Origin of the sequence: Bartonella sp. AP58NXGY (assembly GCF_042195785.1) — a bacterium.
Lineage (GTDB): Bacteria > Pseudomonadota > Alphaproteobacteria > Rhizobiales > Rhizobiaceae > Bartonella.
The window spans coordinates 165,620-178,613 of sequence record NZ_JBHIOY010000001.1; the positions used below are offsets into that span (position 1 = coordinate 165,620).

The 12,994-nt window shown below is 36.1% G+C and carries 7 protein-coding genes; all 7 read left to right on the plus strand.

Annotated features, from left to right (window positions below):
- Positions 1 to 2: 2 nt before the first annotated feature.
- The gene (gene ubiB, locus ACFINC_RS00585) at positions 3 to 1,589 is read left to right on the plus strand and encodes a 2-polyprenylphenol 6-hydroxylase (protein WP_375615638.1); all 1,587 of its coding nucleotides are present in this window, start codon (positions 3 to 5) and stop codon (positions 1,587 to 1,589) included.
- 68 nt (positions 1,590 to 1,657) lie between these two features.
- Complete coding sequence (gene coaBC / locus ACFINC_RS00590) at positions 1,658 to 3,079, plus strand: bifunctional phosphopantothenoylcysteine decarboxylase/phosphopantothenate--cysteine ligase CoaBC (RefSeq protein ID WP_375615639.1); 1,422 nt, start codon at positions 1,658 to 1,660, stop codon at positions 3,077 to 3,079.
- 1,880 nt (positions 3,080 to 4,959) lie between these two features.
- The gene (locus tag ACFINC_RS00595) at positions 4,960 to 5,679 is read left to right on the plus strand and encodes a sulfate transporter family protein (RefSeq protein ID WP_375615640.1); all 720 of its coding nucleotides are present in this window, start codon (positions 4,960 to 4,962) and stop codon (positions 5,677 to 5,679) included.
- 975 nt (positions 5,680 to 6,654) lie between these two features.
- Positions 6,655 to 7,575, plus strand: coding sequence for an acetyl-CoA carboxylase, carboxyltransferase subunit beta (gene accD, locus ACFINC_RS00600; protein WP_375615641.1), 921 nt, complete (start codon positions 6,655 to 6,657; stop codon positions 7,573 to 7,575).
- A 4-nt stretch (positions 7,576 to 7,579) separates the two neighbouring features.
- Positions 7,580 to 8,899, plus strand: a complete 1,320-nt coding sequence (locus ACFINC_RS00605; RefSeq protein WP_375615642.1) for a bifunctional folylpolyglutamate synthase/dihydrofolate synthase — start codon at positions 7,580 to 7,582, stop codon at positions 8,897 to 8,899.
- Positions 8,900 to 8,943: 44 nt separating this feature from the next.
- Positions 8,944 to 9,942 (plus strand): complex I NDUFA9 subunit family protein, encoded by a 999-nt coding sequence (locus tag ACFINC_RS00610; RefSeq protein WP_375615643.1) that lies wholly within the window; start codon positions 8,944 to 8,946, stop codon positions 9,940 to 9,942.
- A 1,620-nt stretch (positions 9,943 to 11,562) separates the two neighbouring features.
- Complete coding sequence (gene ahcY / locus ACFINC_RS00615) at positions 11,563 to 12,960, plus strand: adenosylhomocysteinase (RefSeq protein WP_375615644.1); 1,398 nt, start codon at positions 11,563 to 11,565, stop codon at positions 12,958 to 12,960.
- The last annotated feature ends 34 nt before the right edge of the window (positions 12,961 to 12,994 follow it).

Here is a 12,994-nt window from a genome sequence, read left to right on the forward strand (position 1 = left end):
AAATGGTGCAAATTTCCCCTTACTTTCAATTGATGCGTGCAGGATGGGTTTTAACACGTGAAGGTGTTTTAAGTGCTCTTCCTCATGATGATCTTCAAGGATTTCCAGCACTATGTCATCGTATAGCGCGTGCATTAGCACGACGCAAAACAAAAAAGAAACAGCGATCTGAAAATATTTCATATGCCATTAATAAGCTTGGACCCTCTTACATAAAACTTGGTCAATTTCTTGCAACAAGGCCTGATATTGTCGGCCGTGATATTGCGGAAGATTTGTCACAACTACAAGATCGCGTCCAAACATTTTCTTGCACCGCCGCTATTGCTCAAATTGAAAGTTCTCTTGGTCGCTCTATTGATGATTTATTCGTAAATTTTTATCCCCCCATTGCCGCCGCTTCTATTGCTCAAGTTCATCCAGCTGAATACAGTGATGAAACTGGCCATAAGAAAAAATGTGCTGTAAAAGTTATTCGTCCCAATATCAGAGCACGTTTTTCTAAAGATCTTAGAGGATTCTATCTCATTGCTCATTTACAAGAGCGCTATATCCCTGCCTCTCGAAGGCTTCGTCCTGTTTGTGTAGTGGATACTTTAGCACAAACAACACGGCTTGAAATGGATTTACGCTTAGAAGCAGCAGCTATATCTGAAATGGCTGAAAATATTCAACATGATACAGGCTTTCGGGTTCCACGTATTGACTGGGAACGGACAGGACGTAATGTTCTTACAATGGAATGGATTGATGGTATAAGAATATCCGAAACTTCCAAACTCAAAGAAGCAGGATTTGATTTGAAGGCGCTCGCTATTACGCTTATTCAGTCTTTTCTTCGCCATACATTGCGTGATGGTTTTTTTCACGCCGATATGCATCCTGGTAATTTATTTGTAGATGAAAAAGGATGTATTGTCGCTGTTGATCTAGGCATTACAGGAAGGCTTGGCAAAAAAGAAAAGCATTTCCTTGCTGAAATTCTTTACGGCTTTATTACCCGCGATTACCATCGAGTTGCACGTGCCCATTTTGAGGCAGGCTATGTTCCTTCACACCATAATATTGAAAGCTTTGCGCAAGCCAACCGCGCTATTGGCGAACCAATTCACGGACAATCAGCACAAAGCATTTCCATGGCTAAATTGCTCACTTTATTGTTTGAAGTCACTGAATTATTTGACATGCAAACGCGACCTGAACTTTTATTGCTGCAAAAAACGATGGTTGTCGTGGAAGGTGTTGCCCGCACATTAGACCCCACTTTTAATATGTGGAAAGCTTCTGAACCCATTGTCAAAGAATGGATTGGTAAAAATTTAGGACCCGTAGGCATTGCAAAAGACTTTAGTGAAGGAGCACAAGCTCTCCTTTCACTGGCACGCAAAACACCACAATTGGTTCAAAATTTCCAACGAATAGAAGAAGATTTCAATCAAATGAGAAAAACAGGTTTTAATCTTTCTCCTGCTACCCTCAAACAACTTGCTGTGGAACAAAGTCATAGAAACCGTTATGGTCGTTATAGTCTTTTTATCATTGCACTTTGTTGCGCTTGTCTTACTTTTTACTTTTTTCATCTTTTCTAATCTCCTTAATATGCTAAAAATATCAACAATGAAATCATTGCAATCATTTTATTTCTTGGAGGTATTTTATGGCCAGTATTACCATTCGTAACCTGTCTCCTGAAACCAAAGAAGCTTTACGCATACGCGCCGCGCAAAATGGTATTTCTATGGAAGAAGAAGTCCGACGCCTTTTAAGCAATCCCATTCCTCTCACCACACAACCCCTTCATGCCAGTGCTGTTGAATTGCAATCATTGAAATCAAAATCACTTCTTCTTATTATTGGTGGAAGTATTGCATCCTATAAAGCCCTTGATTTGATTCGCCGTTTACAAGAACGTGGAGCACATTTAAAAGTTGTGATGACAAAAGCAGCGCAAAAATTTATTACGCCTTTAGCCGCTGAAGCTTTAAGCGGTGGTACTGTATATACTGATTTATTTTCACGCGAAGAAGAACATGATATCGGACATATCCGATTAGCACGTGATGCTGACCTGATTATTTTAGCTCCTGCTACAGCCAACCGCATTGCAAAAATAGCCCATGGCATAGGAGATGATCTGGCTGATTGTGTCCTTTTAGCAGCACGCTGTCCACTCTTGATTGCACCCGCCATGAATCCAGCCATGTGGGTGCATCCAGCAACTATTCGTAATGTTGCACAATTGCACGCAGATGGCGTTCATATCATCGGACCAGAAATCGGAAAGATGGCTGAACGTGACGAGATTGGATATGGACGTATGAGCGAACCTTTAACCATTGTCGCTGCTATAGAGAATCTTTTGAATGTGCATGAAAAACCTCTCTTTGGCCGCCATTTCATTGTTACCTCTGGCCCTACCCATGAACCAATTGATCCAGTACGTTATCTTGCTAATCGGTCCTCAGGTAAACAAGGTCATGCCATTGCAACCGCTCTTGCACATTTGGGTGCAAAAGTAACACTTATTTGTGGACCTGTTCATCTTGCAGACCCACAAGAAGTAAAAACAATTCATGTTGAAACAGCACAACAGATGTTAAAAGCCGTTCAAACCGCATTGCCTGCTGATGGTGCCATCTTTGTTGCCGCTGTTTGTGACTGGCGTAGTCAAACCCAATCTTTACACAAAATTAAAAAGGATGCTCATAAAACACCACCATCCCTTCACATGGTTGAAAATCCTGACATTTTAGCAACGATTGGACACGCTCCAAATCGCCCCTCATTGGTCATTGGTTTTGCTGCTGAAACATGCGATATTATTGCTAATGCGCAAAAGAAATGTGTTGAAAAAGGAGCTGATTTCATTCTTGCTAATGATATTTCTCTTCAAGTAGATGGTACAAGTGTCATGGGTTCTGATACAAATCAAGTTTATCTTGTGAGTAGAGAAAAAGTTGAACAATGGCAACATATGAGTAAACAACACGTAGCGCAAAAATTAGCAAACGTGATTGTATCGTTTTTTGCCCCCCAAACACCTACTCCTCATGAGGAAAATATACCCCATTTCAAATAATAACTCTTCAAACGCGTTGATATTAAAAAACCTATAAAATAGAACTGACGATAGGTGTCTATCTATCTCGATTAGTATATAATATTTTGATTTATAATGATAACCTAGCATTGTTCATATTATTAGAATCCCAGACATCGTAAGATTCTCTCATTTCCAATCTCTCTCATGTTGAATCAATAAAAATCATTTTCTTACACGTTGTAAACAAGGATAACTGTATGAATACAAAACGTTTAAGAAAGAACTAAAAACGCTTATAATGGACCGTCTCAAGAACCAAGAGCTTGTCTCAGACAACACTGAGGATGATGGTGCCAGCGTGCTCTTTTTATTAAGCGTAAAGTTAGTGATGCCCTATAAGTTTTATATTATTCACGAGAGCTTTACCCATAGACCATTCACAAACGCTGTTGCGAAATGGGTGTGATGAGCGTTGGGAAATGTTTTTTAAAAAATCCTATCTCACCCTAGCCTTCATAAAAGCAGGATCTATTGCACCACTGTCTCGCCAGCTTATAAAAAAACAAGCTATCATTCACTTTGCCTACCATCAATTTTGAGAAAGCTCTTGCACTGGATAAAATTTATAAAAAGCATTTTCTCTCTTCAATGTTTTTATCCCCATATTGGTCCTATTTATGATATACGAATAAATGATTTTGATTGTTTCATGATGAGAGCAGCTAATAAGAAAATATGGCAAATTTATTTGGAGCTCTTATTCACTATGAAAATAATGTATAAATCAATATATTATAATATCTCAATGCAATTTTAAGCATACTTCATGCTGACGCTCATAAAGAGTGTAGACAAAATTCATTGTACCACTGTCTATAAGTTTATGAAATTAACGCTTTTATTATTTTCCTCAATGATCAGTCTTTAAGATGAAATGTCTGTGTCCTCTCTCCAGAATACCAAGACCACAAAAACTAGAATTTTATCCATGATATCCTCACATTGTGATGTTTCATGAGAAGCATTTTTATTCCTTTATCGAAAGCTTTGTATCCATACATTGGTCTCGCCTATAATGTGCAAGTAAATAATTTTTTGATGTTGAATAGAGTCTTTGAAATTAAAGAATATTTCTATATTTTGGATTCTTATTCAAGTTGAAAATGATCAATTCTCTTCATAAATTAATGGTGTTATTACCTAAAAATTATTTGATACAATGCACCTCTTGTATGAAAAAATGCCTCAATGAATTCTTACTTTATTGCATTGATCGCTCTTAAAATTAAAAATCTCACCATTTTTAATCATTAGTGACATCTTTCTTTTTTCTCCCCAATAAACTGCTCTGCCATGGAATATGGACAGTAAATCATTGAAGCTTCTTTTCTTCCTTATTGCTATATCCCATGAATCATTCCATCGCCCAAAACAAGAATATCTTCAGAACGACTATGTTACCCTTATTCCATTAACCTCAATATTGTTTTGAATAGAATCGAGAATCAAAGGCATGCAGCCAAATGGTAGAAAATTACAAAACATTAGAGATGTTGAAAAATAAGTAAGGACGCAGATAAACAAACTTAAACAGCTCTACTAGATAAATGAAAGCAAAAAAATCCCCTCCCTAATAACTCTACTCCCTTAATTTTTTCTATATATCATATAAGCGCAATCATCTAAACTCTGTACAAAAATATTTAGAAAGTTCTTCTACAATAACTTCCTCTTAAATTCTTATTGGTTTTTAAAAGTCAAAACTTTTATTTATTCAAAATTTATTTTAAATGAAGAAACCTTAGCCGTTTTTTTATAATGTTATTGAAAATAGAGCTTGTAATTCAAAGAAAGAAAAAATCATACAATAAATATATTTCTTGTTTTTTTTGCTTCTTTCCTTAATTTACTAATCTATGATTTTTACTGCTGCCTATCGTGCTTTACAACGCCTTCTGACCTCGCAATACAGCATTATGATACTAAAAGCATTGGGTGTTACTTTTTTCGTGCTCGCCATTCTATGGTTATGTGTGCACCAACTTTTTGTGTCTTATTTTTGGCCTTGGATTGCTCAATTTCTTCCTGGACTCCCTAGTTGGGCGGGATGGATTGGTTTTAGCATGCTTATCATCTTTAATCTTGGGTTGGCTCTTTTATTGGCTTTTTTGATTGCACCCATCACAGCTATGATTGGTGGTTTTTTCATTGATTCTGCTGCTGAAATCATTGAAAAGGAGGATTATCCAAACGAGCCTATTGGACAAGCTCTGTCATTTAGGCGTTCTCTTATTATTTCCTTTAAATTTGTTATTTTAAGCCTTCTTGGGAATGGAATTGCTTTTATTTTATTCTTCATACCCGGGGTTAATTTGATTGCTTTTTATGTTATTAATGGTTATTTGCTTGGTCATGAATATTTCTTGTTTGCTGCTTACCGTTTTCGAACAGAGCAAAATGCGCGTGTTTTTTTACATACTCATTACACAACAGTTTTTGGCGCAGGATTATTGATAGCGATTTTTGTTTCGATTCCTATTATTAATCTAGCAACACCGCTTTTTGCCGCCGCCTTTATGACACATTTACACAAAATGCTTTCCCAAAAAACCATAGCACACATCACACAAAAATAATGCTCCTTAACTTTAAATCAAACAAAACTTGTGAGCCCCAAAAAGCATAATATAAAATTTTATGCTTTTCCTTTTATTAAGGCAATATATTGATTTATAATGATAATTTATCATTTTATGACATAAGTAAAAAAACTAAATATCATAAAGCTTTCTTATTTTAACCTATTCATGTTGAATCACTTAAAATCGTTTGTTGAAATGTCATAAACGGAGGCGGTCGTATGGATAAAAGAACTTTTAAAAAGATATAAAATACCTCTCATGCCCCCTCTCAATGCAAGAATTATTGTTACATTGGAACTGGAAAAGAGTATGATGGTGCCGCTTTGTACCTTAAGAGCATAATGTATTTTATACCCTTCATAGAGAAATGATTATTATACTCTTCATGGGTACCGTCATAAGAGAGTTTTGGGAATATTGAGACTGTTAAATCTAGCAACGCGTGAATACATAACAAGAACAATATTTTGTTTTTGACGTTCTATTTTATGTGAAAAGCGTGCACTTTGAAAGACCATTCTGAAAAAATATTGCTCTGGTGTTGGCGTTTCGCTAACATAACATTATCATAGTCATTATCTTTAATGAATGAGTGTGGCTTATATTATAAGGTTTCTTGATTTAAAAATTGTTGATATTAATGATTAACTGGATGTTCATTTTCATTAAAAGAAAATAAGGCGTTTGTTAATGAGCGCAAGGAGTGAGTTTTAATACAAAAATCAAAGAATAAAAACATGTCAGTTCTTAAAACTTCTGAGAAGTTTGTTATAGGAAATACTCTTCATGCATATGATTGTTGTAAAATTGGAAAAATTAAAAAACAGTGAGGTGAGAGCTATACGTATACTGATAAAAGTATTAAATAGACTCGTTTGGTCAGCCGGTAAAGCAAATGTGACTGCTTAAATTCTATATTCTTTCAAATCATGCAAAAGGTGTATAATATTTTAAAGGAAGGTTATAAAGATGAACTGGATTACAAATTATGTTCGCCCTAAAATTAATTCTATATTGGGACGCCGTGAAATTCCAGAAAATCTATGGATTAAAGATCCTACCAGTGGTGAAATGATCTTCCATAAAGATTTGGAAGCCAATCAATTTGTGGCTCCTAATTCTGGCTATCATATGCGTATCAGTGCCAAAAATCGTCTCATGCATTTTTTTGATGATGGTGTTTATACAGCTCTTGAAAATCCAAAAGTTGTGACAGACCCTTTAAAGTTTCGCGACGAAAAACGCTATATTGATCGGTTAAAAGAGTACCGTTCTAAACTCGGTGTTGAGGACAATATTTTGAGTGCACGCGGTACGATTGAGGGTTTGCCAATTATTGCAACCGTTCAAGATTTCGCCTTTATGGGGGGATCACTCGGTATGGCCTCAGGAGAAGCTATTATCAAAGCTTTTGATACTGCCATTGCCGAAAGATGCCCTTTGGTTCTTTTTACTGCTTCTGGCGGTGCACGCATGCAAGAAGGAACACTCTCATTGATGCAAATGCCCCGTACAACAGTAGCGATTGAAATGTTGAAAGAAGCAAAACTTCCCTATATTGTTGTGCTAACCAATCCAACCACTGGTGGTGTTACTGCTTCTTACGCCATGCTTGGTGATATTCACATTGCCGAACCTGGCGCTATGATTGGTTTTGCTGGTCCGCGTGTGATTCAACAAACGATACGCGAAACCCTACCAGAAGGTTTTCAAAGTAGTGAATATCTGCTTGAACATGGTATGATTGATATGGTTGTATCGCGTTTAGAAATGAAAACAACAATTGCGCGTATTTTACGCTTGATGATGAAACGCCCTGCTGTTTTTAACCCTTATGATCCATCCCCTACAGATTCTCAAACATCGCTTTCTAGGACAAAAGCAGCTTAAGTTTATGCAACAAAGTCAAATACAAAGGGTGGTGGATGATTTACTAAAAAATTATCCGAAAAAATTTGATCTTTCTTTAGAGCGTATTGTTCACCTTTTAGAGCGTCTTGGTAATCCACATTTAAAACTTGCACCTGTTATTCACATCGCTGGAACAAATGGCAAAGGATCTGCTTCAGCAATTTGCCGTGCTCTTTTGGAAAGTGCAGGATACCGCGTTCATGTTTATAGCTCGCCCCATCTCGTCAACTGGAATGAACGCTGCCGGTTAGGTCAAAAAGGAGGTGGTCAACTTGTTACAGAAAACCAATTGGCTGAGACAATCCATGAAATTATAAAAGTAAATCGTCAAGAGCCGATTACTATTTTTGAAATTTTTACAGCTGCTGCCTTTATGCTGTTTAGTATACATCCAGCTGATGTTGTTATTTTAGAAGTTGGATTGGGAGGACGTTTTGATGCTACCAATGTCGTTAACAAACCAGCTGTATCGCTTATTATGCCCATTGATTATGATCATGAGAGCTTTCTTGGAAATACAATTGCTCAAATCGCTTTTCAAAAAGGGGGGATTATAAAACCAAACGTTCCAGTGGTCATAGGAAAGCAAAATTATGAAGAAACTCTTGCTACTTTAATACCCCTTGCCGATAAAAATAAAGCATCTTATGCTCTCTTTGATCAAGATTATCAAAGCTATAAAGAACATGGACGTATGGTTTTTCAAAACCATCAAGGTCTCATGGATCTTCCTCTTCCTAACCTTATTGGAGACCACCAAATTGCTAATGCTGGTGCATCTCTTGAAGCAGTTTATCAAGCGGGTTTTCAACTTTCAGAACAAACCATAAATGACGCTTTGAAAAATATTTATTGGCCCGCACGAATGCAGCATCTTACCCAAGGACTTTTGGTTGATCAACTATCTCCTGATATTGATTTATGGTTAGATGGTGGTCACAATCCTGCTGCAGGAAAAGTTATTGCGGCAGAACTTACACAATGGAGAAAAAAAACAGATCGCCCCATTATTATGATTGCTGGCATGCTTAATACCAAAGATGCTGTCGGTTATTTTCGTCCTTTAGCTAACCTTGTCGATAAAGTATATACGATACCGCTGCTTGACAATAATGCCAGTCTCTCTCCAATAAACTTAGCTGAATCAGCCCAAAAAGCAGGAATCTTTGCTACTCCACAAGCACATCTACAAGATGCTTTGCATAAAATTAAAATGGAATATAAAGAGGCTATTGTCCTTATTAGTGGTTCTCTTTATCTTGCGGGTGATATTTTGCGTGACAATAAAACACCACCGTGCTAGATAATTAGCTATTTTTAAAGCTTTGAAAGATAGACCTTTTAATCATGCAACTTGATTGTGCACTTTATCAACATCCTAAACTCATTACTGTTTTTGGCGGATCTGGTTTTGTAGGACGACATGTCGTTGAAACTTTGACTAAGCGGGGATATCGCGTTCGCATCGCTGTTCGTTGTCCACAAAAAGCTTATTACATGCTCCAAATAGGAGAAGTAGGACAAACCCAAATGCTTAAAACAGATATCAAGCATCGTGCCTCTGTTGCACGCGCATTGCTTGGAGCTGATGCAGCAGTGTTTTTACCCGGTAGCTTAAAACAGGCAAATCAATCGAATTTTAAAAGCACACAAATTGATGGTGCTTACAATATTGCTGAATTAACAGTAGAAGCTGGTATTCCTCTTATCTATATGTCGACTCTTGTGGCTAGCGAGAACGCTGCATGTCTTTATGCACGTGTTAAGTTTATGGGTGAACAAATCATTCATAACAAGAATCCTCAAGCAATTATTATACGTCCATCCATTATCTTTGGACCAGAAGATTGTTTCTTTAACACCTTAGCAGATTTGTCACGTTTTTTACCAATTATGCCTCTTTTTGGAGGTGGACAAAGCAAATTGCAACCCGTGTATGTTGGTGACGTTGCTGAGTTTATCGCGCGTGCTTTAGATGGACAGGTAGCTTGGGGAAAAAAATATGATCTTGGTGGTCCCCAGATTATCACCCTCCAAAATGCTCTTGAAAATATACTTAAAATCATTCGTCGTAAAAAAACAATCCTATCTATGCCTCTTTCTGTCGGTCTATTGATTGGAGGAGTTTTAGGAACGATTGGTAAGTTGCCTCTTGTACCAACACTCGTAACAGCCAATCAAATACGCTTTTTGCAAACGGACAATATAGTTTCTCAAGAAGCTATTGAAAATGGATATACGCTAGAAGGAGTAGGAGTTACTCCTAGAGCAATGGCAGCATTCTTGCCAAGTTATCTCTGGCGATTTCGTCCACATGGTCAATTTTCCCAAAACTTACTCGTCTAGAATAAATTCTCCTAGAACCTAGTTAATTATTGGATTTGTGATTAATATCCTGTTGTTAACTGTTTTAAAGTCAGAGTGTTAAATTTAAATTAGAGTGATATTTTTGCATTTTTAATGCTCCATTTAGTATCACAAAACATGTTTCCTCGCACATCTATAGTATTTTTATAAAAACTGTTGGAAAAAAGAAAAAGCACCTCTTATAAACTGTCTTCATGTAAGAGCAGATGCAACATTGAAATCCAGAAGAGCCGATTCTGGATTAGATATTCATAAATATAAAGATGATAACCTATAATTCTGTATTATATTATTTTGCTAAAAAGCTTAATAATAAGATTAAAAAAGGTAACAATACCTTTTTCAATAATCGCATGAGTGATAAAGGATACTCTTTTTGATATTATCTCATAAAAAATCGATATAAAAATTATGACGCAATACATGATTTTTTATTATTTAAAAGATATTTCTTTAGAGATTTTTAAAAATTGTAAAGCTATTAAAAGAATAGAATTTTGTTTTTATCTTTATGTCTTTATATTTTTTAAATTAGCTTGTGTTTCAGTTTAGAGATTACTGAAAAGATATCAGTAATAATTATCTGCCCTACTCTGGCATATAATAAAGTTGGAGTTCCTTATAGGGCGTTTTTAATCATTTCAATATTTGTTTTAACTATGTAATTGCCTTAAAGTTAAATGTTAATTTATACATAACAGCCAAAGCATAAGTTTTATGAAGAAAACAACACCACACAAAACATACCAGCTATTATGAAGTGAGAAAATATTCCGGATTTTTCAGATGCTTTGCAAAAATAATGGCTATAACACATTTGAATTTATATTTTCTCATCCTTACAGGTGGTCGTATAAATTTTTTGCGTCATACTCGTAAAAATTAGATTGAAAGAAATTTACGACAATACTTGATAACACTTAACGCATAGAGTTTGTTAAATAAATAACTCTATAAAAATGAAAATGTCCTCGCTATGTTGGCATAGCTTTTTATCACTTACTCAGCAAAACGACATTAGGAACATCTTTTACTTTACATTAACGCATCTCATGGGTGTTTGTATGTGTCCTCTATGTCGTCTTCATAAAGATCAAATTGAGGATAATATATAAACACTTCTTGGTTAGAGAATATCAAAAGAAGATATAAGAGCATTACAGATTTTTGTGTACCTTTATTATGAAATAACTCACAAAATTATTGAACAAATCCATTATCTCTCTACAAAGTAATTATCTTCTTTTCTTACCAATTATGCGTTCCTTTAAAGAAATGACACGGATGTTTAATAGGAAAAAATTATACTTGAAGCATATTTCTATAACTTTTTCTCTTAATTGATGCTATTGATTAGCATTTCTTACATTTTGAAAACTAAAAATTTTTTGATATATTTTGTTTATATAACCAAACTTATCATGAAATCTCTTACCTTCTCAGTAACATCATTACTCAGATTCATAAATGCATATTTGTTGCACAAATTTATGGAGATTTTAAAAGAGCTTTTTCACATAAAGAAGTCCTCTTCTTGTCTTGCATTTTTTTTTAATTTCTCCTACCGTCTTGGAAAAACTTATCTTAAAGGAATGAAGAATGGCAGCTCAAGATTTTGTTGTCAAAGATATTGCACTTGCCGCTTATGGTCGTAAAGAACTTGACATTGCTGAAACTGAAATGCCCGGTTTGATGGCTTGTCGCAAGGAGTTTTCCTCCAGTCAGCCTTTGCGTGGAGCACGTATTTCTGGCTCATTGCATATGACAATTCAAACAGCTGTTTTAATTGAAACATTAAAAGCGATTGGCGCCAATATACGGTGGAGCTCTAGCAATATTTTTTCTACGCAAGATCATGCAGCAGCAGCTATTGCCGCAACTGGTATTCCTGTATTCGCCGTTAAAGGTGAAACATTGGAAGAATATTGGACTTATATAGATGCAATTTTCCAATGGCCTGATGGCAATCCTTCCAACATGATTTTAGATGATGGAGCTGACGCCACAAACTATATTTTAATGGGAAGTCATGCAGAACAAAATAAAGATATTCTCTCGCGTCCCAAAACAGAAGAAGAAGAAATTTTTTTCAAACAAATACAAAAGCGTATGGATGCAACGCCAGGTTTTTTTACCCGACAGCGCGCAGCAATTAAAGGTGTAAGCGAAGAAACTACAACAGGTGTAAACCGTCTTTATCAATTACAAAAAGAAGGGCTTCTGCCTTTTCCTGCAATTAATGTTAATGATAGCGTCACTAAATCAAAGTTTGATAATAAATATGGATGTAAAGAATCATTGGTCGATGGTATTCGACGTGGAACAGACGTAATGATCGCTGGTAAAACTGCCATTGTCTGTGGTTATGGTGATGTAGGAAAAGGTTCCGCGGCATCTCTTTCAGGTGCTGGGGCTCGTGTTAAAGTGACAGAAATTGACCCTATTTGCGCTCTTCAAGCAGCTATGGATGGCTATGAAGTTGTTAATTTGGATGATGCTGCTTCCAGTGCTGATATTATCATCACCACAACAGGCAATAAAGATGTTGTCCGTTTAGACCATATGCGACAAGTAAAGGATATGTGTATTCTTGGAAATATTGGTCATTTTGATAACGAAATCCAAGTCGCAGCCCTTAGAAATTTGCCATGGACAAATATTAAACCACAAGTTGATATGATTACCTTTCCCGATGGAAAACGCATTATTTTGCTCTCTGAAGGACGATTGTTAAACCTCGGCAATGCGACAGGGCATCCTTCTTTTGTCATGTCAGCTTCGTTTACCAATCAAGTTTTAGCGCAAATTGAACTTTTTACCCGTACAGAACACTATACAAATGAAGTCACTGTTTTGCCTAAACATCTTGATGAGAAAGTTGCACGCCTACATCTTGATCGGTTAGGAATAAAATTAACTGTTTTATCAGAAGAGCAAGCCGCTTATATTGGAGTCACACCACAAGGACCTTATAAACCAAACCATTACCGTTACTAAAATGCTTCCTTGGGTTTTAAAAAAGGGAAAGATA

Bases quoted from the DNA above. Each gene is read 5' to 3' on its own strand.
- accD (WP_375615641.1), top strand. From the start codon at position 6,655: ATGAACTGGATTACAAATTATGTTCGCCCTAAAATTAATTCTATATTG.
- ACFINC_RS00605 (WP_375615642.1), top strand. From the start codon at position 7,580: ATGCAACAAAGTCAAATACAAAGGGTGGTGGATGATTTACTAAAAAAT.
- ACFINC_RS00610 (WP_375615643.1), top strand. From the start codon at position 8,944: ATGCAACTTGATTGTGCACTTTATCAACATCCTAAACTCATTACTGTT.
- coaBC (WP_375615639.1), top strand. From the start codon at position 1,658: ATGGCCAGTATTACCATTCGTAACCTGTCTCCTGAAACCAAAGAAGCT.
- ACFINC_RS00595 (WP_375615640.1), top strand. From the start codon at position 4,960: ATGATTTTTACTGCTGCCTATCGTGCTTTACAACGCCTTCTGACCTCG.
- ubiB (WP_375615638.1), top strand. From the start codon at position 3: ATGGTGCAAATTTCCCCTTACTTTCAATTGATGCGTGCAGGATGGGTT.
- ahcY (WP_375615644.1), top strand. From the start codon at position 11,563: ATGGCAGCTCAAGATTTTGTTGTCAAAGATATTGCACTTGCCGCTTAT.